We start from the raw sequence: 23,427 nt of genomic DNA, 5'->3' as shown, positions 1-23,427 counted from the left end.
GTATGTTCTGCGGCGCGCGTCAGGCGGCCGTCTGGATGCCGGCTTCGCGTATCAGGCGCGCCCACTTCTTCTGTTCTTCCTGGATGTAGCGCTGCGCCACCTCTGAAGATCCGCCCATGGCCGTGCTGCCCTCGGCGGTGAACATGGCCACGGTGGCCGGATCCGCCAGCACCTTTTCCACCACCGCATTGACGGCCCGCACGACCTCGGGCGGCGTGCCCGCCGGCGCCACCAGGGCCTTCCAGTCCAGCGCCTCGAATCCCTCGTAGCCGGACTCGGCCACGGTGGGCACATCGGGCAGGATCGCCAGCCGCGCGCGCGAGCTGACGGCCAAGGACCGCAACACCTTGCCCTTGAGCATTTCCTGGGCGGCCTGCGGCGTGGCGAACATGTAGTCCGTACTGCCGCCCAGCAAATCGTTGAGCGCCGGCGCCGCGCCGCGATATGGCACGTTCAGCACCTGGAACTTGCCCTGATAGGCGAGCAGTTCGCCCGCCAGATGGCCTACCGTGCCGGAACCCGCCAGGGCCTGCTTGATGGCGCCAGGCTCGGCCCGCGCATCCTTGATCAGGTCGGCCAAGGTCTGCCAGCGCGCGTTGGCCTTGACCACCAGCACCACCGGCAGCGACGCGATCAGGGAGACCGCCGCGAAGTCTTTTTCCGCGTCGAAGGGAATCTGCGGCATCAGGGCGGGATTGATGGCCAGGTTGGCGGTCTGGCCCAGGCCCAGCATGTAGCCATCCGGCTTGGCCTTGGCGACGAAGTCCATGCCGATGTTGCCGCCCGCGCCGGGGCGGTTTTCCACCACCACCGACCAGCCTGCCATGGCAGTGACCTTGGCCGCGATGGCGCGCGCCACGGAGTCCGTGCCTCCGCCCGGCGTATAGGGAACGATGAGGCGCACCGGCCGCCCGTTCGGGTAGGCGGCCGCAGTCTGGGCGCGCAGCGGCAAGGCCGCGGCGCACATCGCGGCGCCCAGGAAAGCGCGGCGGGATAGCGTGATCATGGTTAGTCTCCTTGTGTGATTTGCCTTGCTTTCAAGGCCGCGATTTCGTCGTCGCGATAGCCGACGCCGCGCAGCAGCGCGTCGGTGTGTTCGCCCACCGCAGGCGGCTGCAGGCGTATTCCGGGCTGGGCGCCGCCCAGCGTGAAGGGCGCCAGCGGCGCCAGGGACTCGCGCCCGTCCTCCAGGGTGATGGACGCGAGGCCGCCGGTAGCCGCCAAATGCGGATCGTCGAACAGTTGCTCAGGCCGCGTGATCGGCGCGAAGGGCAAACCTTCGCGCTCGAATACCGCCGCCAACTCGGCCGCGCTGCGGTCCGCCAGGTGCGAACGCAGCTGCGGCATCAGCCAGTCGCGCGCCTGCACGCGGTCGTTGTTGCTGGCCAGGCGCGGATCGGCCAGCAGCTCCGCCAGGCCGAAGGCGCGGCAGAAGATGCCCCATTGCTTGTCGCTGACCACGGCCAGGAAGATCTGTTCGCCGCCCTTGACGGTGAACACGTCGTAGATGGCCCAGGCCGAGATGCGGCTGGGCATGGGCGCGGCCGCGCGCCCGGTGACGGCGTACTGCATCATGTGCTGGCCGACCAGGAAGACGTTGTTCTCGAACAGCGAGGCCTGCACTTCCGTGCCCTCTCCCGTCTGCTCGCGCTGCGCCAGGGCCGCCATGGCGCCAATGGCGCCGAACATGCCGCCCATGATGTCATTGACGCTGGCGCCCGCGCGCAGGGGGTCGCCAGGACGCCCGGTCATGTAGGCCAGGCCGCCCATCATCTGCACGACTTCGTCCAGCGCGGTGCGGTGTTCGTAGGGTCCGGGCAGGAAGCCCTTGTGGCTGACATAGATGAGGCGGGGATTGCGTTGCTTGAGGGTGGCGTAGTCCAGGCCCAGCTTTTGCATGACGCCGGCCTTGAAGTTCTCGCTCACGATGTCGGCCGAGTCGATCAGGCGCAACGCGGCCTCTATGCCCTCGGGCTGCTTCAGGTCCAGGGCGATGCTCTTCTTGTTGCGGTTGAACATCGGGAAGAAGCCCGCCCCCGACCCCAGCAAGCGGCGCGTGCTGTCGCCGCCCACCGGTTCAACCTTGATGACCTCGGCGCCCAGGTCGGCCAGCAGCATGCCGCAGGTGGGGCCCATGACCATGTGGGTGAATTCGACGACGCGGATGTGCTCGTAAGGAAGGCGCGGACTGGACATGTGCGTGGATCTTCTGCAAGTGTGGGCGGCTGCCGCAGGACCGGCGCGGCCGCATGTTTCTGATGTCGGGATCCCCGGCGCTCAAGCCTGGCCGAATCCCTTGGGCAATCCCGCGTCCGGCGTCATGCCGTACAGGGGCTCGCCCGGAAGTCCGGCGGCAAGCGGCGCGCGCGCGGCAACGATGCCTTCCAGGTCGATGCCGGTGCGCACGCCCATGGCCTCGAACATGAAGACCAGGTCTTCGGTCACGACGTTGCCGGACGCGCCCGGCGCATAGGGGCAGCCGCCCAGGCCACCCAGCGAACTGTCGAAGGTGCGCACGCCTTCCTCCCAGGCAGCCAGGCAGTTGGCCAGGCCCAGGCCGCGCGTGTTGTGCATGTGGGCGGCGCCCGCCTTATCGCCGATTTCTGCGCGCAGGCGGCGGAACAGCCGGCGCACTTGCGCGGGATTGGCATAGCCCACGGTGTCCGACAGCCCCGATTCGTCAGCGCCCGCGGCCACGCACAGCGCCGCCAGGCGGATGACCTCGTCTTCGGGCACCGCGCCCTGCAAGGTGCAGCCGAAGGCCGTTGAAATGCCGGCCTCCAGCTTGACCGCGGGAGCCAGCTCGTCGCGCAGCCTCGCGATCGCCCGAACCTCCTCCACCATTTCTTCTGGCGTCTTGCGCACATTGGCCAGCGAATGCTCGCGGCTGGCGGAGATCGGCATCGTCAGCTTGTGGACGCCTGCCTTCAGCGCCGCCTCTGCGCCACGCAGGTTGGGCACCAGTGCCATGACGGTAAGCGCCGGATGGCGAGCCGCATGCCGCACCACCTCGGCAGCGTCCGCCATCTGCGGCAGCAGGCGCGCCGGCACGAAGGAAGCCACTTCGATTTCACGCACGCCGGCCGCGACCAGCGCATCGATCCAGCGCAGCTTGTCGGCGGTGGGCATGGTCGCCTTGACCGACTGCAAGCCATCGCGCGGGCCCACTTCGCTGATCAAGACGTCGGGGTTTCGGTCGCTGGGATGGACCATGGCTTGATGTCTCCAAAAATTCTATCTTATAGAACGATGTTTCTTTAGATAGAATTATGGAATTCACCCGCCGCAACTGTCAAGCGCCGGCTCGCCCGGGAAAACCACGAGCCACGCGCCAGGCAGCGCCTACAATGCCGTCACTCGTTCTAAAGGATGGAATATGGCCCAGCCCTGGAATCAACCCTGCGGAGCCGCGCATGCCCCGTAAAGCCGCCACGGAATCCCTGGCCGATAGCGATGCCGCCCAGGGCGGCGTGGCCGCGGTGGACCGCGCGCTCAGCCTGATGTCGGTTTACGCGCCGGGTGACAAGGCCCTGTCACTGGGAGAACTGGCCGAGCGCACGCGCCTGTACAAGAGCACGGTCCTGCGACTGCTGGCGTCGCTGGAGCACGCCGGATGGATCCAGCGCCTGGACGACGGCCGCTATGCCCTGGGTGGAGAAATCGCCCGTCTGCACGGTCTCTACGCCGCCTCGTTTTCGTTGGAAGAGGTGGTCATGCCGGTGTTGCGCGACCTGGTCGCCGCGACCTGCGAAAGCGCGGCCTATCACGTGCGCCAGGGCGATGCGCGCCTGTGCCTTTACCGCGTGGATTCGCCGCATCCGGTGCGCGACCACATCCGTGCGGGCGATTTGCTGCCGCTGGACCGCGGCAGCGGCGGGCGCGTCCTGACGGCCTACGACCCCGTGTTGGGGCGGGCGCCGGGACCGGATCAGGAACTGCATGCGCGCATCCGCGCCGACGGCTATTTCGCGGCCATGGGCGACCGCCTGGCGGAAGTGGCGGGCATTTCCGCTCCAGTCTTTCTGCTCAATGGCGAGATCGCAGCGGCGGTGACGCTGACCGCCCCCGTCCATCGTTATGTTGCCGCCCATCTGGCAGCGGTGCAGGAGGCGGCGCGGCGCCTGACCGGAAAAGTGGGCTAGCGGACGCGAAGGCCGCGAATACCGCCGGGCAGTGTAAAAAAACCGGTCCTTCCGCACGATGGACAAGCCCGAACCGGCGGATAAACAATGCATTTCCCTCCACGGCCGGAGTCCCTCCATGGCACCCGAAGCCCTGCAACTGCGGATCGACCACTTGACGGAGCTGGACCGGCGTGAACTTGCCAAATTGATGGGGGCCGATGCCGTGCGTTTCGTGGAGGCGCGGCCGGCGGATGGACGCCTGGGCGAACTCGATACGCTCACCGCCATCGTCAGCATTTCGCTGGCCACCATCAACGCCGCCGGCGTCGTGCTGGCCATCTGGCTGGCCAAGGGCGGAAGGAAGGTGACGCTGCGCGACCACCTTGTGATCGAGACTGCCGAAGGCAACCGCCTGGTACGCAAGTTGGAACTGACCGGCCGATCCGAGGACGAAATCAAGGCAGAGGTCCTCAAGGAACTCCAGGCCGCATTTTCCAACGTGTCTACGCCCGCCAAGGAGCAATGAATGCGGCCGGCCGCCGGCCAGATGGACCCGGACACCAACACGGTGTTCGTCTGCGACAGCCCGGTGCGCGAGTACGTGAAATGGGCCATGCATGGCAAGCTGCCGCGCGCGCTCCTGCCCACGGTCCTGCATGAACTGACGCACCATTGGTGCCTGTCTGGTTGCGTCGGCCGCGCGCTGGCCGAACTCAGCCTGGAGTCGCAAGAACATCTGGCGGCCTCCCCCCTGTTTCCGCTCTATGCCGATGACATCGTGCTGGCGCAGTGGGACACGGTGGAGTTCGCACGCGCGCTGCTGGAGCCGCTGCTGGAAGGCATGGCCATGTTCGCGCAGTTCGACGTCTATCCCGGGCCCTCTCCGGTCCTGTCCGGCACGCTGGCCATGCTGGGACGTCTGTTTCCCCCTGAAGATGACGAGACAGCGGCGGACGTCATCGACGCGCTGCGCCACCGGCTGATCGAATACCGCCTGTCCGACCAAGCCCTGCGCAGCAAGAGCGGATTGCTGGTGCAGGCCATGAGCAGCCGCAACGGCGGCTATCTGCTGGGCTATCTCAGCGTGAAGAACCTGTGGATGCAAGCGCGCAAGGCCTCCCCCCGCCTGGCCGACGCCGACCTGTTTCTGCTGTACTTGCGCAATCTGGTCTTCGACGACGCGGGATTCGTGGACAAGCTGCTCGACGCCGGCGCGCAGGCGCTGCACGGCACGCAAGCGTTCGACGGCCTTGCCAGCCATCTGAACGAGCGCCTCAAGCTGTTGTCGGCGCCGGATCTGGAGCAGCGCGTCGCGGAAATGGAGGAAGCGCTGGAGAAGTACTCCGCCCTGGAGGGCCACGGCCGCTGCATCTACCTGGACGATCAGTTGGTCGAGGACGTCAACTGGCGCCTTTACCAGCGTTTGCGCGCCATCGCACCCGGCTTGAAGGATCTGAAGGGGCCCGACCTCAAAGGCATGACGCGGGCGGAAAAACTACATGCGATCCGCGAGTTCGGCGCGGCGCTGGACCGGGCGGCAACGGGTATCGACAAGGTGGATCCGGCTGACCTGCAGCGCCTGCTCAGGATCTGGGCGCACCTCTTGCACCGCGCCATCGTGTGCTTGCGGGTAGATCAGGTGGAATGCGAAACAGGCGCGGACGGCAGATGCACGGTCTATGCGAACGGCGATCCCGTCTTCTCCGCTACCGCCCGGCCCAAGCGCAAACCCGACGGCCGCAACCCGGGCTCGTTGGCGCTCTACTACCTGCCCGACGAGTACGAGATCGCGCTGGTGTGCGTGGACGACAAGGGCGCCCTGTTCGCGCTCTTCGGGGACCGCGTTTCCGCCACGCAACAGGAAACGCTCACGCAGGCGATCCGCATCGTCCTCGGCGACCACGACCGGCGGGAAATCCTGGGCTCCTATCTGCGCATGCACGCCGGCTTGCGCGACGAACCGCTGCTGCGGCCGGGCGCGGTCGCGCGCCTGGCCGAACACTTCTACTTCAACCATGCGATGCGCTTCGTGGTCGACGCCCATCTGGACGCCTGCCTGAAAACGTTGCGCACCGACGGACTCTGGCAGATCCTGGACGAAGAAGGAAGCCATGTGAACGCAATGGCGGCCTTGGGACTGATCCAGTCCTGGACCTCGGACGAGACCTGCATTCGGGCCTTGCTGCAGCATCGGGAAATGGACTTCGATGAAGTCACCGCGCGACTCTCCCAGGCCCAGGCCGCCCACGGCCTGCCCTTGATCCATGAGGGCAAGCGCAGGGTCTTTCTCTGACGCAAGCCGCCCACGGCAATCAGGGCAACTGCCCGCCCGGCAGCACCAGCTTCTCCAGATAATCCAGATCCTCGCGCACCAGCCGCAAGGACTCGCTTACGTCCGGCGACCTGGGACGCCGGGAGGCGTCGCGCAGCAATGACTGCACCGCCATGTCGGCCATGATGGCCGCGACTTCGGCGCGGCTCAGGCGGCCGTCGGGCTTGTACCACCACGCCGACCAGTTGCACATGCCGATGAGGCTGAAGGCGGCGACGTGCGGATCGACCATGCGGAATTGGCCGTCGCGGATGCCGTTTTCGATGACGCGGCTGAAGTTCTCCAGCACGTTCCGGCGCGACGCCTGCACCGCGGCGCGCTGCTTGGGCGTCATGTCGGCCTCGGTCCGGTCGGCCACGCGGAACTCGGCGGTGCGCGACAGGATCAGGTCGGCATGCCGCGTGACCAGCGCGCGCAGCGCCTCGACTGGATCCAGGTCCTCGCGGGTGGCGGTCTCGCCGGCCATTTTCTTGGCCGCGCTCAGCACGTCCTCGGTCAGCGAACGCAGGATCTCGTCCTTGCTCTTGAAGTAGTAATAGACCGCGGTGCGGCTCAGGCCCAGGGATTCGGCGATGTCCTGGATGCTGGTGCCGCCGCTGCCGCGCTTGATGAATAGCGTGGCGGCGGCGTCGAGTATGGCGGTGCGCAGCGCTTCGCCCTTCAGCGCTCCCTTGGTGCTTGCGTCGTTCACGTTGCGATGTTCCTCGAATGGACCGTCCGGGACGGCCCCGTCCCGAAATTATGGCATGCGCGTTTACGTCTCCAACCCGCGCCGGCCGGCGTTCTCCCGCGGCTGAGTCCCCAATTTTTGACGCTACTGTCAGTTTTTTAAATTTAATTGACACTAAAGTCAAATATTCGTCTAATACGTCAAACCGAGGTCTCAGGACCATCGCCACAGGAGACGAATGTGACTACCGCCGCCCCCTCCAGCCAGATCACCGCCGGCTTTCTCAACACCGATTGGAATCCGCGCGACCTGCCCGCCGGCGCCTCGACCCGCAACGTCGTGCTGCGCACCGCGGACGGCGCCGCCACCTCCGGATCGCTGTACCAGCCGGCCGGCCCCCGTCCCGACACCGTGGTCTGCGTGATGCATCCGCGCGAGTTCATGGCCTGCCACTACCTGATCCCCGACATCGTCGGCGCCGGTCTTGCGGCGTGGTCGCAAGGCGCGCGCTCGGTCGGCAACGATCTCAGGCTGGAACACGAACAGGCGCTGCAGGACGTGGCCGCCGGCCTGCGCTTCCTGCGCGAGCAGGGTTTCAAGAAGATCGTGCTGCTGGGCAATTCCGGCGGCGCCGGCCTGTACGCGTTCTATGCGCAGCAGGCCGGCCTGCCCGCCGGCGAGCGCGTCGCCCGCACCCCGGGCGGCAAGCCCAGCGGGCTGGATGAACTGGACATGCCCGAGGTGCATGGCCTGGTGCTGGTGGGTCCGCATCCGGGCCAGGGTTCGCTGCTGCTGAATTGCATCGACCCCTCTGTCGCCGACGAGAACGACGCGCTGTCTGCGGCGCCGGACCTGGATCCGCTGGCGCCCGAGAACGGCTACCGGCCCAAGGGCCAGGCGCGCTATGCGCCGGAGTTCGTCGCCCGCTACCGCCAGGCGCAGCGCGACCGCGTGGCGCGCCTGGACGCGCAGGCGCGGCAGATGATCGCCGACCGCCTGGCGGCCCGCGCCGACCTCAAGAGCGGCGCCGACACATCCGCCGCACGCCGCCGCCAGGCCGCGCACACGCCGGTGCTGGTGGTCTGGCGCACCGACGCCGACCTGCGCTGCCTGGACCTCAGCCTGGATCCTTCCGACCGCCACCCGGGCTCGCTGTGGGGCAAGGATCCCTACGCGTCGAACTATGGCGCCGTCGGCTTCGCCCGCTTCTGCACGCCCGAGAGCTGGCTGTCGACCTGGTCCGGCCTGTCTTCCAACGCCAGCATGGCGCGCACCGCCGGCGGCATCAATCAGCCCACCCTGATCGTCGAATACACCGGCGACCAGGCCTGTTTCCCTTCCGACGTGCGCGCCATCCACGACGCCATCCCCGCGCCGGACAAGACCCACCTGCGCATCCGCGGCGACCACCACGGCCGCGCGCTGGTCGAAGGCGAAGAACCCGGGCGCTACGCGGCCGGCCGCGAACTGGCCGCCTGGCTGCGCCAACGTTTCCTGTAATCCGAATGCCGACGGAGCAAGTCATGACTGCAACTCCCAAGACCCCCGCCCCCCTGCGCCTGCACGGCGTGGACCATACGGCGCGGCCCACCTGGCGCCTGCGCGAAACGGTCGCCTTCTACCGCGACATCCTCGGCCTGCCGCTGGTGCATGTGATCTCGGCGCGCGGCTGGGGTCCCGCCACGCACCCGGACTTCCTGCATTTCTTCTTCGACAGCGGCCAGGGCAGCACCATCGCGTTCTTCTATTACCTGGGCTCGGACGAACCCGAAGCGCTGCGCGGACGCAGCCGCATGCGGCCGCTGCCCGAAGACCATGTGTTCGACGCCACGCATACCGCCTGGCTGGTGGAAAGCGAGGACGAGCTCAAGGCCTGGAAGCAGAAGCTGCAGGATGCCGGGCTGGAAGTCTCGGTCGAAACCCGCCATGAAGTGATCGAATCCATCTACGTACGCGATCCCAACGGCTATTTCATCGAATTCACACGCAAGCTGCGGCCCCTGGGCGAAGTCGACGCGATCGACGCCGCCTTGACGCTGCAGGCGGCCATGCAGGCCGAAGCCGATGCGGAATCGGCTGGCGGACGCATCCAGCACATCGACGACGTCTGGGCGCGCAAGGCGGCGCTGCTGCAAGACAGGCTGGAGCTGGCCGATGGCGGCGCCGAGCCGCCCGTGCGGATCTTCGTGCCGCGCGTCGAGGAGTTTTCGTCCCTGGTCGAGGACGCCTCGGGACGCGAAAACTGCACCGTGGTGCCGGGCGAGCATTTCGACTGCATCGTTTCCGACGGCCCGGTGGAGTTCCAGCGCAAGGCCCTGGGGCTCAAGCCCGCCGTCTGGTATGGCTTGTTCACTGGCGGCGTCAGCGGCACGATCGACGTATTGGATCGGGACCGCGTCCGGATCTCGGCCGCGCGCCACTGAGACACGGGCCAGGAGGAGACCATCATGCGAGATATACGCCACCCCATAGAGGGCGTGATCTACCACCACCCCGAGCGCGCCCGCCAGTATTTCGCCAGCGGCGCCTGGGAGCATTCGACCGTGGGCGCGGCGCTGCACGCCACGGCCCGGCGCTGCCCCGAACGCACCGCGCTGATCATCGACGAAGGCAGCCTGAGCTTTCGCGAACTGGACGAACAGACCGACCGGCTGGCCGCCGCCTTGCTGAAGCTGGGCCTGGCGCCCGCGGACCGCGCCATCTTCCAGATGGGCACCACGCTGGAAACCGCGCTGGCCTTGCTGGCCTGCTACAAGGCGGGGATCGTCCCGGTCTGTTCGTTGCCGCAGCACCGCGAGCTGGAGATCGGCCAACTCTCGCGCCAGACCCGCGCCCGCGGCTATTTCGTGCAGGCCGACTTCGGCAAGTTCGATCTGCCGGCCTTTGCCGCCGGCATGCTGGCCGCCAGCGACACGCTGGAACACCTGGTCGTGGCGCGCGGCGACTCGCCGCATGGCGAGTCCCTGCATGCCCTGCTCGATGCGATGCCGCTGGCCGAGGCCCGCCTCATCCTGGCGGACCAGGGACCCGGCTGCGAGGACGTGCTGAGCTTCCAGCTGTCGGGCGGCACGACCGGCATGCCCAAGATCATCCCGCGCTTCCACGCCGAGTATCTGGGCCATTCGCTGGCCTGCGCCCGGCGCTACAAGATGCAGGACGACGACCGCATCATCTGGGCGCTGCCCCTGCTGCACAACGCGGCCCAGGTCTATGTGCTGATCCCCGTCATCGCCATGGGCGTGTCCGCGGTGCTGATGCCGCGGGTCGACGTGCCGCGCATGCTGGAGCTGATCGAACGCCACCGCGTCACCCGCGCCATGTCCATCGGGCCGATAGCGCCGCAGATCATGGCCTTTCCCGACCTGGCGAACTACGACCTGTCCTCCTTGCGCCTGTTCATCACCATGAGCGCCGCGGACCGCCTCGAAGCGCATCTGAACGTGCCCTGCTCCAACCTGTTCGGCATCACGGAAGGACTGCTGCTGGGCTCGCCCGCCGACGCGTCCGAGTACGAGCGGCACCATACGCAAGGCCGCTCGGGCTGTCCCGAGGACGACATCCGCCTGCTGGCGCCCGGCACCGAGGAACCGGTGGCCGAAGGCCAGATGGGCGAACTCTGCTTCCGCGGCCCCGCCACGCTGCCCGGATTCTTCGATGCCCCGGCGGCGAACGCCTCGGCCTATACCTCGGACGGCTATTACCGCACCGGCGACATGATGACGGCGCGCCTGGTCGATGGCGCAACCTGCTACGCCTTCGAAGGCCGCCTGCGCGACAACATCAACCGCGGCGGCGAGAAGATCGGCTGCGAGGAAGTCGAGGCGCTGGTCGGCGCGCATCCCGCGATTTCCGAAGCGCGCCTGGTGGCCATGCCCGACCCCTTCTACGGCGAGAAAGGCTGCATCTTCATCATCGTCCGGCCTGGCCACGCGGCGCCCGGCCTGACGGAACTGGCGGACTTCCTCACGGGCCAGGGGCTCGCCAAATACAAATGCCCCGAACGCATCGAGCAGATCGAAGCCTTCCCCGTCACCAAGGTCGGCAAGCTCGACAAGGCCGCCCTGCGCCATAGCGTCGCGGAAATGCTCAATCAGGAAGCCGCAAAGGCCCGGGAGAACGGCAATGACCAGCACTGAATACGTCTTGAGCGAAACGCCTTTCATCGTGCGCCGCCGCGTCAAATGGGGCGACTGCGATCCCGCCGGCGTGGTCTACACCGTCACTTTTGGCGAATACGTGCTGTCAGCGGCCGAACTGTTCTACGGCCACCTGTTCAACGGCACGCCGCAGCGCATCAAGGATGAGCACGGCTTCGGCACGCCGACGCGCGCGCTGTCCTTCGACTTCCAGGCCTCGCTGTGGCCCGACGAGGAATTCGACATGTGCGTCAGGGTCGAGGAAATCCGCACCCGCACCTACACCCTGCACGTGGCCGGCAGCGTGCGCGGCCAGCCGGCGTTCGACGCCAGGCTGACCCCGATCTGCGTGGCGCGCGGCGAACGGCGCGCCATCGAAGTGCCCGCCGCGCTGCGCGGCGCGCTGCAGTCATATCAGCAAGCCTGCGCGCAGGCCGAAGCAAACAGGAGTGAAGCCAAATGAAGATCGCCGTCATCGGAGCCGGCCCCGCCGGCCTGTACTTTTCGCTGCTCGCCAAGAAGCATGCGCCGCAGCATGAAATCACCGTGTACGAACGGAACCCGCGCGGCGCCACCTACGGCTGGGGCGTGGTGTTCTCGGACATCGGCCTGTCCTTCCTGCGCGAAGCCGACCCGGAATTCTTCAAGGCCTTTGTCGCGCACCACGAACGCTGCGACTACATGGAAATCATCCATCAGGGCGCCCGCGTGCAGGTCCAGGGCAACCATTTCTCGCGCACGGCCCGCATCGACATGCTGGAAGTCCTGGAGCGCGCCTGCCTGGAAGCGGGCGTCAAGATCCTGCACGAACAGCGGATCGACGACGTGGAGCGGCTGGCCGCGGAAGTGGACATGGTGGTGGCCGCCGACGGCAGCAACAGCGCCGTGCGCAAGCAGTACGCCGAACACTTCCGGCCGAGCTTCGAACGCCGCCGCAACAAGTTCGCCTGGTACGGCACGCGCCAGCGCTTTCATCCGGTGTCGCTGATCTTCCGCGAAACGGACCACGGCATCTTCATCGCGCACAGCTACCAGTACAGCAAGGACCTCAGCACCTTCCTGGTGGAAGTGGACCCGGACACCTGGCAACGCGCCGGCCTGGACGCGGCCAGCGAGGACGCAAGCCGCCGCTATTGCGCAGAAGTTTTCCGCGCCGACCTGGGCGCCAACGAACTGCTGGGCAACCGTTCGCTCTGGTTCGAGGCCAACATCGTGCGCAATGAGCGCTGGTCGCACCGCAACATCGTCCTGCTTGGCGACGCGTTGCGCACCGTGCATTTCTCGCTCGGCTCCGGCACCCGCATGGCGATGCAGGACGCGATCGCGCTGCATCAAGGCCTCACGCAGCATCCCGACGACACGCAGGCCGCGTTCGCGCACTTCGAGGCGCAGCGCCGCCCGGCTTCGTCCAACTTCCAGAGCGCCGCCGCGCGCAGCCTGGACTGGTACGAGAACGTGGCCGACAAGATGCACCTGGACCCGGTGTCCTTCGCCTACGACTACATGCGCCGCACGGGCCAGGTCAGCCACGACGACCTGCGCCAGCGCGATCCGGGCTTCGCCGCGGCCTACGAGGCGCTGCACCCGGAGGCGGCGGCCGTGTCCTGAGCGGCGCACTGTTTTGGTGTGAGTACCCGGCCGCGGCGCACCCGCACTTGCGGCCTCAACGATAAGCGGCGCGGGGAAGCGCCGCAAAAACCATCCATGGAAAGTGGAGGAGACATGAAAAATACTCTTTGGTGCCTGGCGCTGACTGGCGCCCTGGCCTGCGCCTCGGCACAGGCCCAATCCGACAAGTACCCCGAACGGCCGGTGCGCATCGTGCTGCCCTATTCGGTGGGCAGCGGCCCCGACGCCGTCGCCCGCATGCTGGGCGAACAGCTCACGGCGGCCTGGAAGCAGCCGCTCATCGTCGAGAACAAGCCTGGCGCCAACGGCTGGCTGGCGATCGGCGAGGTCAAGCGCGCCACGCCCGACGGCTACTCGCTGGCGGTGGTGGACAACACCCACATGACGCTGCAACCACAGCTCTACCGCAGCCTGCCCTTCGATCCGGTCAAGGATTTCGTCCCGGTGGCGCCGATCTACACCACGCATTTCTTCATGGTGGTGTCGGCCTCGTCCCCCTGGAACAACGTCACCGACCTGATCGCGGCGGCCAAGGCCCAGCCCGGCAAGCTGACCTACGGCACCTGGGGCATGGGCAGCGTGGCGCACGTGGGCACCTCCATGTTCCAGACCGCCACGCAGACCAGCATGACGCACGTGCCCTTCAAGGACCTGGCCCAGCTCTACACGGCGGTGGCCAATGGCGAGGTCGATTGGGCTTTCGGCACGGCGGCCACGGTGCAGAACCTGTACCAGGCCAAGCGCGTCAAGCTGCTGGCGCTGGCGGCGCCGTCCCGCCTGGGTTCCTACGCGGACGTGCCCACGGTCAGCGAGGCCGGCGGCCCCAAGGACTTCGAGTTGAAGACCTGGGTCGCGGCCTTCGCGCCCAAGGGCACGCCGGATGCCGTGGTCAAGCGCATCAACGCCGCCATCGCCCAGGCCGTGGTCACGCCCGCCGTGCGCAAACGCTTCGAAACCTATGGCTTCGACGCCTGGCCGCAGGACGCCGCCGCGCTGGCCCAGGCCCGCGACGCCGATTCGGCGCGCTTTGCGGCCGTGGTCAAAGAGGCCAATATCTCGCTGGACTGAGGCACCGTCCCGGGGCTGCCCGCGGCGGCCCCGCTACCCTTCCGGCGCCTTGGGCGTGGCCGTCAGCCGCTGCGCCATGAACTCCAGGAATTCGCGCGCCAGCGCCGGCAAGGTCCGGCCCTGCAAGGTCAGGACCTGGATGCTCCGCTGCCGCATTTCCGGATTGCTGAACGGCACCGCCGCCAAGCCCTCGCCGTCGCGCTGTCCCAGCATCGTCAGGTAGCCCGACAGCGCCACGATGTCGCTGCCCGGCAGCATGGGCAGGAAGGCCGCGGAATGATTGGACACATAGGCCGGCTCGATATGCAGCCCGGCATTGGCGCAGGCCGCGTCGAACAGCTGCCGCACGGTGGTGCCATGGTCGCCCAGCGACAGCGGCACCTTGGTCAGGTCGCGCACGCTCAGGCTGCGGCGGCTGGCCAGCGGGTGGTTGCGGCACATGACCGCATAGACCGGCGCGCGCACCAGCAATTCGGTCTTGAGCCGGTCGTCCTGCGCGGTGGTGTAGCGCAGCGCCAGCTGCGACAGGCCTTCCAGGATCTGGCGGCTGACCTCCTCGGGGCGCTCCACATGCAGATGGAAGCGGGCCTCGGGCCGCACCCGCTTGAACTCGGCCATGCACATGGGCAGGAATCGGTGGGCGAAACCCTCGGTGCAGGCCAGGCGTATGGTCACGTCGCCCAGGTGGCTGCGCTGGCGGATCTCGGTGGTGACGCGCTCGGCTTCCAGCGCGGCGGCATTGGCGTACGCCGCCAGTTGGCGGCCGGCCTCGCTCAGTTCCATGCCGCGCGCCTGCCGCTCGAACAGCGCGATGCCCAGCCCGTCCTCCAGCTTGGCGATCTGCCGGCTGACGGCCGAGGCCGCCACGTGCTGCGCCGCCGCGGCGCCCGCGATGGAGCCGCAGCGCGCGACCTCCAGGAAGTACCTCAAGCCCAGCGAAATCATGACGGCCCCTCTTACCCATGCCTTTATAGCAACGAAAGAATGCTAATTATCTAATTGTGGCATGTTATGAAGCGTAATAACTTTGTGTCTCCCTCAGAATCCCAGCCGCCCAAGTGACACGCGAACAAGCCCTGCTCCAAGCCGTTCAAGCCTACGACAATGGCGACCTGCATGCCGCGCTGGCCCGTCGCGTCGCCTACGCGACGGAAAGCGAAGTGCCCGACCAGGCGCCGGCCCAGCATGCCTACCTCAATGAAGAACTGGTGCCCTTGCTCAAGGAGCTGGGCTTCGCCTGCGAGGTGCATCCCAATCCCTCGGGCGCCGACCTGCCCATCCTGGTGGCGCGGCGCATCGAGCAGGCCGGCCTGCCCACGGTGCTGATGTACGGCCATGGCGACGTGGTGCGCGGCAATGCCGCCCGTTGGGAAGCCGGCCGCGATCCCTGGCGCCTGCAGGTCGAGGGTGACCGCTGGTACGGGCGCGGCACCGCCGACAACAAGGGCCAGCACAGCATCAACCTGGAAGCCTTGCGCCAGGTCATCGCCGCGCGCGGCGGCGCGCTGGGCTTCAACGCGATCTGGCTGATCGAAACCGGCGAGGAAGCGGGTTCGCCCGGACTGGCCGCCTTCTGCGAGGCGCAGCGCGAGGCCCTGGCGGCGGACGTGTTCATCGCCAGCGACGGCCCGCGCCTGAGCGCCCGGCGTCCTACCCTGTTCATGGGCTCGCGCGGCGCGGTGAACTTCGAATTGAAGCTGCGTGCGCGCGAACGCGGCTATCACTCGGGCAACTGGGGCGGCCTGCTGGCCAACCCCGCCATCGTGCTGGCGCATGCCATCGCCACGCTGGTGGACGCGCGCGGCCGCATCACGGTGCCCGGCCTGCGTCCGCCCCCCATCCCGGACGCGGTGGCCGAGGCGCTGGCCGACCTGGAAGTCGGCGGCGGCGAGGACGACCCCGACATCAACGCCTGGTGGGGCGAACCCGGGCTGAGCGCCCCCGAAAAAGTGTTCGGCTGGAACAGCCTGGACGTCCTGACCTTTGGCGCCGGCGATCCGGCCAAGCCGGTCAACGCCATCCCGCCCGAAGCCGTGGCCTGGTGCCAGCTGCGATTCGTGGTGGGCACGGACTGGCGGGCGCTGGAAACGCATGTAAAGGAGCATCTGCGCGCGGCGGGCTTCGAGGACGTGCAAGTGCGCATCGGCATGCAGGCCGGCGCCACCCGTCTGTCGCCCGACAATCCCTGGGTGCGTTGGGCCGCGGCCTCGCTGGAACGCAGCACCGGCAAGCGGCCGGCGCTGTTGCCGAACCTGGGCGGTTCCCTGCCCAACGACATCTTCGCCGACCAGCTGGGCCTGCCCACCTTGTGGGTGCCGCATTCCTATCCCGCCTGCGCCCAGCACGCACCCAACGAACACCTGCTGGGCAGCGTCGCCCGCGAGGGGTTGGCCATCATGGCCGGCCTGTTCTGGGACCTGGGCGACCAGGGCAGCGCCCTGCGCCTGGCGGCCGCAACTCCGTCTTCCAACACCAAGTGACCGGGATCTCCGACATGAACGTCAAACTCCGCGCCGCCCTCGTGGCCGCAAGCCTTGCCGCCGCCGCGCATGCGGGCGGCGCCCATGCCGCCTATCCCGAACAGGCGATCAAGATCGTCGTGCCCTTCACGCCGGGCGGCGCGACCGACGCCGTGGCGCGGCTGCTGGCCAACAAGCTGTCCGGCAAGTTCGGCCAGCCGGTCATCGTGGAAAACCGCCCGGGCGCATCCACCGTGATCGGCGCGGAAGCGGCGGCGCGCGCGCAGCCTGACGGCTACACCCTGATGCTGTCGGGCAGCACCACCTATACCGTGCTGCCGGCGCTCAAGCCCGGCCTGCCCTACGATCCGCAAAAGAGCTACGAACACATCGCCATCGTCGCCATGGCGCCCGTGGTGCTGCTGGCCAAGAACGGCCTGGCGGCCGGCACCGTGCAGGAAGCGGCGGCGCTGGCCCGGCAGCAAAGCGCCAAGGGCGGCCTGATGTACGGCACCTTCGGTCCCGGGTCCGCGCCGCACCTGGCCGGCGAGATGTACGCCGAGGCCGCGGGCGCCAAAATGTTGCCGGTGCCCTACAAGGGCAGCGCGCAGTTGGTCACGGCCATGATAGGCGGCGAGGTCGACCTGGGCGTGGACACCGTGTCCTCCGCCGCGCCGCAGGTCCGCGCCGGCAAGATCCGCGCGCTGGCCGTGACGGGCGAACGCCGCATGCCGCAACTGCCCGATGTGCCGACTTTCGCAGAGGCCGGCATGGCGGATGTTTCCTTCGTGGGCTGGTACGCGCTGGTGGCGCCGGCGCGCACGCCGGCCCCCGTGGTGGACACCCTGAGCCGCGCCGTGGCGGAAATCATGGAAGACCCGCAGGTGCGCAAATCGGTGGCCGACCTGGCGCTCGATCCCGTGTATCTGCCCGCCCCGGCCTTCAAGGCGCAGATCACGAAGGAACTGCGCACCTTTTCTGAAGTGGCGGCCCGCGCCGGCATCACCCTGGACTAGCCGCGGCGGGCTGACGCCTGGCCTCAGTCCGGTTGGGTGCGGGTGATCTTGGACCCTTCCAGGCCCATGCCCGCCATCAGTCCCTGTCCGCCGAATGGCACGGCATATACGTCCTGGCTAAGGGTGGTGGTGGTAATGCTGGCGGCATAGCTGTCGTCCACCACGACCAGGCTGGGGCCGGCGCCGAGCGACCAGCCGTCGCTCTGGTCCAGGTACCGCAGCGCCGGCTCATTCATGAAGAACAGCGCATAGCTGAACTCCTGCGCGCCGGCCTGAAGACCGAACGACACCGCCGATATGTTGTAGTAGGCCTGGACCTTGCCGCCGCGCATGAGCGCGCCGTCGCCGGTTTCCGCGCCGACCAGCAGCCCCCCCTTCAGGATGCGGGGGAACACCAGCACGCCCACCGCCTTGTCGCCCAGTAAACGCGTCTTGGGTTCCTGCTGGTAGAGGCGATCCAGCGCACCCTGCGCTTCCCGGCTGAGCTCTGCCGCGGACTCCGCCCTGGCCTGCGGCGCGAGGAAGAAACAGGTAACCCACAAAAAAAGGCTGGCCCAAAGCCAGCCGCGGATACTCATAGGCAAAACGGATGCGCGACGCATACAGCCCCCTGATCTCGAAAGGAAAAGGACGGCAAGCGCCGACGCGCTCGCCCCGACTTGCTGAACGAGTATTGGCAGGCGCCGATGCCTTGTCAAGATGCATGCGCACCCGGCCACCGAGGCCACGTCAAACCCTGGGCGGCGAAGTCTCCCGTTGCGGGTGGCGATGCCGGCCCAGGGCTTCGATGAAGAACGACACGCTCTTGGCGGGGGCCGTCGCGTCCATCGTCAGCAGTCCGCCATCCGCCGGATCGGCGGACAGGCCCGCCGCGGCAAGCAACTGCACGCCCTCGCCCATGCCCATCAAGGTCTTGCCATGGCGGTAGGCGTCGCGCAGGAACTCCAGCGCGCGTCCGTCCGATTCCAGGCGGGCCACGGCGGCCTCGCCGCCCGCCGCCACCACGCCATCGAACAGCGCCGAAGGATGGTTGTCCAGGGAGGCGTCGGCATCCAGCGTGCCGCCCCCGGCCGCCGGAACGGGTCCGATGCGCTGCCCGACCAGCCGCACAATGGCGCCCGCCGCGATCAGGCCCTGGGCCACGGCTGACACGCTCTTGCCATCCGCTCCCTCCGCCACCAGGATTGCGACCTTGCGCGTGGCGATGCCGCCGTCGCCAGGGCGCGCGGCCAACGACAATGCCGGCGACACCTCGACCTCCGGCTTGGGCGGAAGCTCGATCGCCCGCGGCAAGGGCGCAGGCAAGCCCATGCCCAGTTGGTCGGCTACGCCCCGCGCCAGTTCTTCAGACACATTGCGCAGCGACGCGACCATGCGCTGGCGCACCGCCGGCACCGTGACCTTGCTCAACTCAAAGGCATAGGCGTCGACGATGTGGCGCTTTTCCCAGTCCGCCTGGCTTTCATAGAACAGCGTCGCCTGGTTGTAATGCTCGGCGAATTTTTCAGGATGCCCTCGCAGTTCGTCGCCCGTCTCCGGCTCCGGAAACGACACAAAGCCTTCCATGCCGGCCTGGAAGGGACAGCCGCCTGCAAGCGAGTTGGGCTCGTAGGCCACGCGGCCGCGGTGGATGGCCTGGCGATGCATGCCGTCGCGCTGGTTGTTGTGCACGGGCGCAAGCGGCGCATTGATCGGGATTTCATGGAAGTTGGGGCCGCCCAGCCGCGAAATCTGCGTGTCCACGTAGGAGTGGATGCGCCCTGCCAATAGCGGGTCATTGGTGAAGTCCAGGCCCGGCACGATGTGGGCGGCGCAAAAGGCGACCTGCTCGGTCTCGGCGTAGAAGTTGTCGGGGTTGCGGTCCAGCACCATCCGCCCCACCGGCACCACGGGCACCAGCTCCTCGGGCACGATCTTGGTCGCGTCCAGCACGTCGAAGCTGAAGCCTTCGGCCTGCTCATCGGTGAACACCTGCACGCCCAGCTCCCACTGCGGGCCATTGCCGGCGTCGATCGCCTCCCAAAGATCGCGGCGGTGGAAGTCGGGATCCGCGCCAGACACCTTGACGGCTTCGTTCCACACCTGCGAATGCGTGCCGAGAATGGGATTCCAATGGAACTTCACCAGCCGCGATTCGCCCGCGGCGTTGACGAAGCGGAACGTATGCACGCCAAAGCCCTGCATCATCCGGTAGCTGCGCGGGATGGCGCGGTCCGACATCAGCCACATCAGCATGTGAGTGGATTCCGGCATCAGCGACACGAAGTCCCAGAAGGTATCGTGCGCGGACGCGGCCTGGGGCATGCCATGATGCGGCTCGGGCTTGACGGCGTGCACCAGGTCCGGGAATTTCATCGCGTCCTGGATGAAGAAGACCGGCATGTTGTTCCCGACCAGATCCCAGTTGCCCTCGTCGGTATAGAACTTCACGGCGAAACCGCGGACGTCCCGCGCCGTGTCCTTGGAGCCGCGTTCACCCGCCACCGTCGAAAAGCGCACGAACACCGGCGTGCGCTTGCCGGCTTCGGCGAACAGGGACGCGGCGGTCAGGTCGGTCAGCGGCTTATAGCATTCGAAATAGCCGTGCGCCGCCGAACCGCGCGCATGCACGATGCGTTCGGGAATCCGCTCGTGGTCGAAATGCGTGATCTTCTCGCGCAGGATGAAGTCCTTGAGCAAAGCCGGCCCGCGCAGGCCCGCCTTGAGCGAGTGCTGGTTATCGCTGACGCGCACGCCCTGGTTGGTGGTCAGCATCTGCCCGCCAGCATCGGCGCGCACGCGCTCCAGCCGTCCGTCGGCCGCATTCACGCCGGCCGCGGCCGCGCCCCCGGTCTTGGCCGAGGTCTCGGTTTCGGACAGCGAACTGGCCGTCGCGGAAGGATCCGCTGCCGCGACGTGCGCGCCGGCATAGGGGCAGCGCGCCCCTTCTTCGCCGTACTCCGCCGCCTTGCCGGCATTGTGGGGAATCGCGGCGGCCGTTTCGCCCACGGCCGCGGCGCGCTTGGCCGCCGGGTGGCTGGGCTTGCCCGCGGGTCCGGACGCCGGGCCGCTGTCCGTGTTCAGATAGGCAGTGTCCACGGCCGCGCCCGCGCCGCCCTTGCCTGCTGCTTTCTTGGCTGGCATCGCAATCTCCTAGTGGCTCAGCATCTTGCCGCGCGCCTGCTCGGCCCGCGAGGCGCCGATGGCGGTCTCGACCTGCTTGACCTCTTCGGGAGGCGGCAGCACGGCGGGGAATCCGAGCGATTCGATCCACAGCTCGCGCGACCAGCCCTGCGTGTGATAGAGATGATGGTCCTCGTCCGTGGCCACGGCGTCGTGAGCCTGCTTCAACACCTTGGCCTCGTCGCCGCTGTGCTGTTCGGCAATCACGCCGATCAGGGACCAGTTCGCGTGATCCTTGGTTTCGGCCAGCACCACGCATTCGGTGGCGACCAATTGGGCGGCGTGCGGATCGCCAGCGCTGATCGCCATCTTCATGGCCTTGACCAGCGCCTCGCCGATGTGGCGCACGACCTGGCGGCCCGGCGGCTGCGCCTGCGGGTCCAGGCCCAGCTGCTCGAACACCGTCAACAGCACCCGGCGGTGGGTGCGGGTTTCTTCCAGATAGCCGAGCCATTCCTTTTTCAGATCCTCGTTCACCGCGCAGGACACGGCGGTTTCGTACACGGCCAGGCCACCAATTTCGGTTTCCAGGGCCTGGTACAGCAGTTCCTCGATTTGCGAGGCATTTCCGGCTTTGCGTTTCATTGGGCGCTCCTCTTCTGGATGGGCATCCGCGCATGCCTGCGGCGGATATGCGGATGGAGCGCCTACCCAGCAATCGCCATGCCCGGTCCGCGCGATGGCAATTGCCCTGCGGCAGCTCGGAGCGGATGCCGCCTCCGCGGCAAAAAATACAAGACTGTGGGCAAGGACAACCTCGTCCCCATTTAGACTAGAATTGGAACCATTCTCAATAAAATCAGACCGCCAGGCTCGCGGCGGCCCCAACAAGAAAGAGGCTCGTCCTGAAATCCGGTTTCCGCCTATCCATGGCCTGGCTCCATACCTGGGTCGGCCTGTGGTTTTCCTGGCTGCTGTTCGCCGTCTTCCTGACGGGATCGCTGGCCGTCTTCTCCGAGCCCATTACCCACTGGATGACGCCCGAGCACCGCGAGGCGGAAGCCCTGGCCGCGCAAAAGGAAAGCGTGCCGGTGGACCGCGCCCGCCGGCTGGAACTGGCGGTGGACTACATGGCGCGCAACCATGCCGGCGCCGGCATGTGGGAAATCTGGCCGGTGGACCGCTTTCACGAAAACGGCCTGACGGCCTATTGGTTCGACCAGAACGGCCTATATGCGGATGCCGAGCTCGACCCCGAGACAGGCGCCGAACTGGATGACCACCACGATGCCGAAGGCCGCGCGACGATGGGCGGCACGCATTTCGTGGACTTCCACTACACGCTGCACGACGCCGGCCTGGGGCTGTGGATCGTCGCCTTCGCCAGCATGGCCATGCTGGTCGCGCTGATTTCCGGCGTGGTCACGCACAAGCGCATCTTCAAGGACTTCTTCACCTTCCGCGCCAAGAAGGGCCAACGGTCCTGGCTGGACGCGCACAACGCGGTGGCGGTGCTGACCCTGCCCTTCCAGTTCATGATTGCCTACACGGGAATCGTGATTTCCAGCGCCCAGCTCATGCCGGCCCCGGTCACGGCGACCTATGGCGCCGGCCCGCAGGCCAGCCGCCTGTACCTGGCCGAGCTGACGGGCGAAGAACGGCCCGCCCGCAGCGGCGTGGCGCTGGCCATGCCGGCGCTCGAGCCCATCGTGGCCCGCGGCGAACGACTGATCGGGCAGACCGCGCGCGCCATCGTCATCAACAATCCCGAAGACAGCTCCATGCGCATCGGCGTCTATGGCTGGAACGAAGACGCCGACACCTTCCGCAATCTGAGCGCCACCACGGGCATGGCGGAGTTCTCCGCCAGCGGCGAGCTGCTGCGCCTGCGGCCCGCGGGCGGCGTGCACGGCGGCGCGCCGGCGCTGACGTTCCAGGTGATGAGCGACCTGCACATGTCCAAGTTCGGCGGGCTGGGCATCAGCTGGCTGTACTTCGTCTGCGGCCTGGCGGGCGCGGCCATGATGGGCACGGGCGCCTTGCTGTTCATGGTCAAGCGCCGCGCCAAGCATGGCGGCGAGTTCGGCAGCGCCACGGCGCGCATGTACCGGCTGATAGAAGGATTGAACGTGGCCGCGCTGGCCGGATTGGCGATCGCCTGCATCAGCTACCTCTGGGCCAACCGCCTGCTGCCCGTGGCGCTGGAGAACCGCGCGCTTTGGGAACTGCGCTGCTTCTTCCTGGCGTGGGCGCTGACCCTGGCGCATGCCTGGCTGTGCAGCCCGCGCCGCGCCTGGATCTCGCAATTGGTGCTGCTGTCGGCGCTGTGCCTGCTGCTGCCGGCGCTGTCGTTCATCACATTGGGCGACCATCCGGCAGCGCAGATCGCGCGCGGCGATTGGGAGAGCGCCGGCGTCGAACTGACGTCCGTCGCATTCGGCGTACTATCGGGCTGGGCGGCCCTGCTGTTGTGGCGACGGCCCGCATCCGCGCCCGTCCGGCGCAATCCCCGCAGTGACGCAGAGGCGGCCGCATGAACACCAACGACCTGTACGCAATTTCCATGGCGCTGCTGCTGACCTATTCGGGCATGGCCTGCCTGAGCCTGGCCATGCCGCGCCACTATGATCAGGTCTGGGGACGCGATCCCTCCGCCGGCCATACCCGCGTGCTGCGCGGCGCCGGCGTGCTGCTGCTGGCGTTGGCCCTGCTGCCCTGCGTGGGCCTGTGGGGCAATACCGTGGGCGTGGTCGCATGGCTGGGCTGGCTGTCGGCGGGCGCGCTGCTCTGGGTCGGCATGCTGTCATGGGCGCCGCGTCCGGCGGCCCGTACCGCGGCGCTGGCCGTGGCAATATCCCTGGCCGGGGTCGGCATCGGCTTCTGAAGCGCAG

General features: G+C 67.6%; 21 protein-coding genes. 13 read left to right on the top strand and 8 right to left on the bottom strand.

Annotated elements, in window-relative coordinates:
• Positions 1-19: 19 nt before the first annotated feature.
• The 3 genes from ACZ5YA_RS04020 to ACZ5YA_RS04010 form a co-directional block, all read right to left on the bottom strand.
• Complete coding sequence (locus ACZ5YA_RS04020; RefSeq protein WP_464092051.1) at positions 20-1,006, bottom strand: Bug family tripartite tricarboxylate transporter substrate binding protein; 987 nt, start codon at positions 1,004-1,006, stop codon at positions 20-22.
• 2 nt (positions 1,007-1,008) lie between these two features.
• Positions 1,009-2,196: a CaiB/BaiF CoA transferase family protein gene (locus tag ACZ5YA_RS04015; protein ID WP_464092050.1), complete on the bottom strand. Its 1,188-nt coding sequence runs from the start codon at positions 2,194-2,196 to the stop codon at positions 1,009-1,011.
• Positions 2,197-2,277: 81 nt separating this feature from the next.
• Complete coding sequence (locus tag ACZ5YA_RS04010) at positions 2,278-3,213, bottom strand: hydroxymethylglutaryl-CoA lyase (RefSeq protein ID WP_464092049.1); 936 nt, start codon at positions 3,211-3,213, stop codon at positions 2,278-2,280.
• A 200-nt stretch (positions 3,214-3,413) separates the two neighbouring features.
• On the opposite strand from ACZ5YA_RS04010, the gene ACZ5YA_RS04005 reads away from it, so the two are divergent.
• The 3 genes from ACZ5YA_RS04005 to ACZ5YA_RS03995 all read left to right on the top strand — a co-directional run bounded on the left by ACZ5YA_RS04005 (position 3,414) and on the right by ACZ5YA_RS03995 (position 6,417).
• The gene (locus ACZ5YA_RS04005; RefSeq protein WP_464092048.1) at positions 3,414-4,142 is read left to right on the top strand and encodes an IclR family transcriptional regulator; all 729 of its coding nucleotides are present in this window, start codon (positions 3,414-3,416) and stop codon (positions 4,140-4,142) included.
• A 118-nt stretch (positions 4,143-4,260) separates the two neighbouring features.
• Positions 4,261-4,650, top strand: a complete 390-nt coding sequence (locus ACZ5YA_RS04000; protein WP_464092047.1) for a hypothetical protein — start codon at positions 4,261-4,263, stop codon at positions 4,648-4,650.
• Positions 4,651-6,417 carry a hypothetical protein gene (locus tag ACZ5YA_RS03995; RefSeq protein WP_464092046.1) on the top strand — a complete coding sequence of 589 codons (1,767 nt, stop codon included), beginning with the start codon at positions 4,651-4,653 and terminating at the stop codon, positions 6,415-6,417.
• Between the two features lie 19 nt (positions 6,418-6,436).
• Here the strand turns inward: ACZ5YA_RS03995 and ACZ5YA_RS03990 are convergent, their stop codons facing one another.
• The gene (locus tag ACZ5YA_RS03990; RefSeq protein WP_059379650.1) at positions 6,437-7,147 is read right to left on the bottom strand and encodes a TetR/AcrR family transcriptional regulator; all 711 of its coding nucleotides are present in this window, start codon (positions 7,145-7,147) and stop codon (positions 6,437-6,439) included.
• A 219-nt stretch (positions 7,148-7,366) separates the two neighbouring features.
• On the opposite strand from ACZ5YA_RS03990, the gene ACZ5YA_RS03985 reads away from it, so the two are divergent.
• From ACZ5YA_RS03985 to ACZ5YA_RS03960, 6 genes are all read left to right on the top strand, one after another.
• Complete coding sequence (locus tag ACZ5YA_RS03985; protein WP_059379649.1) at positions 7,367-8,626, top strand: alpha/beta fold hydrolase; 1,260 nt, start codon at positions 7,367-7,369, stop codon at positions 8,624-8,626.
• 23 nt (positions 8,627-8,649) lie between these two features.
• A complete protein-coding gene (locus ACZ5YA_RS03980) occupies positions 8,650-9,549 on the top strand; it encodes a VOC family protein (protein ID WP_280016008.1) in 900 nt (299 codons plus the stop codon).
• Between the two features lie 24 nt (positions 9,550-9,573).
• Complete coding sequence (locus ACZ5YA_RS03975) at positions 9,574-11,262, top strand: AMP-binding protein (RefSeq protein WP_280016007.1); 1,689 nt, start codon at positions 9,574-9,576, stop codon at positions 11,260-11,262.
• A complete protein-coding gene (locus ACZ5YA_RS03970; protein WP_059379646.1) occupies positions 11,249-11,725 on the top strand; it encodes an acyl-CoA thioesterase in 477 nt (158 codons plus the stop codon). The genes ACZ5YA_RS03975 and ACZ5YA_RS03970 overlap by 14 nt, the downstream gene beginning before the upstream one ends.
• Positions 11,722-12,870, top strand: coding sequence for an FAD-dependent monooxygenase (locus ACZ5YA_RS03965; RefSeq protein ID WP_464092045.1), 1,149 nt, complete (start codon positions 11,722-11,724; stop codon positions 12,868-12,870). Before ACZ5YA_RS03970 ends, ACZ5YA_RS03965 begins: the two co-directional genes overlap by 4 nt.
• Before the next feature lie 114 nt (positions 12,871-12,984).
• The gene (locus tag ACZ5YA_RS03960; RefSeq protein ID WP_059379644.1) at positions 12,985-13,959 is read left to right on the top strand and encodes a Bug family tripartite tricarboxylate transporter substrate binding protein; all 975 of its coding nucleotides are present in this window, start codon (positions 12,985-12,987) and stop codon (positions 13,957-13,959) included.
• 33 nt (positions 13,960-13,992) lie between these two features.
• Here the strand turns inward: ACZ5YA_RS03960 and ACZ5YA_RS03955 are convergent, their stop codons facing one another.
• Entirely contained in the window at positions 13,993-14,904 is a 912-nt protein-coding gene (locus ACZ5YA_RS03955; protein ID WP_059379643.1) for a LysR family transcriptional regulator, read from the bottom strand.
• Positions 14,905-15,017: 113 nt separating this feature from the next.
• On the opposite strand from ACZ5YA_RS03955, the gene ACZ5YA_RS03950 reads away from it, so the two are divergent.
• Together ACZ5YA_RS03950 and ACZ5YA_RS03945 are read left to right on the top strand one after the other, a co-directional pair.
• Entirely contained in the window at positions 15,018-16,439 is a 1,422-nt protein-coding gene (locus ACZ5YA_RS03950; RefSeq protein WP_464092044.1) for a M20 family metallopeptidase, read from the top strand.
• Between the two features lie 14 nt (positions 16,440-16,453).
• Positions 16,454-17,434 (top strand): Bug family tripartite tricarboxylate transporter substrate binding protein, encoded by a 981-nt coding sequence (locus ACZ5YA_RS03945; protein WP_118932015.1) that lies wholly within the window; start codon positions 16,454-16,456, stop codon positions 17,432-17,434.
• A gap of 23 nt (positions 17,435-17,457) precedes the next feature.
• Here ACZ5YA_RS03945 and ACZ5YA_RS03940 read toward each other — a convergent pair whose 3' ends face one another.
• The 3 genes from ACZ5YA_RS03940 to ACZ5YA_RS03930 all read right to left on the bottom strand — a co-directional run bounded on the left by ACZ5YA_RS03940 (position 17,458) and on the right by ACZ5YA_RS03930 (position 21,181).
• Complete coding sequence (locus ACZ5YA_RS03940; RefSeq protein ID WP_464092043.1) at positions 17,458-17,976, bottom strand: lipid-binding SYLF domain-containing protein; 519 nt, start codon at positions 17,974-17,976, stop codon at positions 17,458-17,460.
• A 187-nt stretch (positions 17,977-18,163) separates the two neighbouring features.
• The gene (locus ACZ5YA_RS03935) at positions 18,164-20,557 is read right to left on the bottom strand and encodes a catalase (protein ID WP_464092042.1); all 2,394 of its coding nucleotides are present in this window, start codon (positions 20,555-20,557) and stop codon (positions 18,164-18,166) included.
• A 9-nt stretch (positions 20,558-20,566) separates the two neighbouring features.
• Positions 20,567-21,181 carry a ferritin-like domain-containing protein gene (locus tag ACZ5YA_RS03930; RefSeq protein ID WP_306632773.1) on the bottom strand — a complete coding sequence of 205 codons (615 nt, stop codon included), beginning with the start codon at positions 21,179-21,181 and terminating at the stop codon, positions 20,567-20,569.
• 284 nt (positions 21,182-21,465) lie between these two features.
• Here ACZ5YA_RS03930 and ACZ5YA_RS03925 point away from each other — a divergent pair, with 284 nt between their 5' ends.
• Positions 21,466-23,073, top strand: a complete 1,608-nt coding sequence (locus ACZ5YA_RS03925) for a PepSY-associated TM helix domain-containing protein (protein ID WP_118931908.1) — start codon at positions 21,466-21,468, stop codon at positions 23,071-23,073.
• Entirely contained in the window at positions 23,070-23,420 is a 351-nt protein-coding gene (locus ACZ5YA_RS03920; protein ID WP_042793406.1) for a DUF3325 domain-containing protein, read from the top strand. The genes ACZ5YA_RS03925 and ACZ5YA_RS03920 overlap by 4 nt, the downstream gene beginning before the upstream one ends.
• The last annotated feature ends 7 nt before the right edge of the window (positions 23,421-23,427 follow it).

Source organism: Achromobacter sp. JCM 18799, assembly GCF_055395645.1.
Note: the sequence above shows the minus strand (reverse complement) of the source record. Positions and strands in the feature narration are given on the sequence as shown.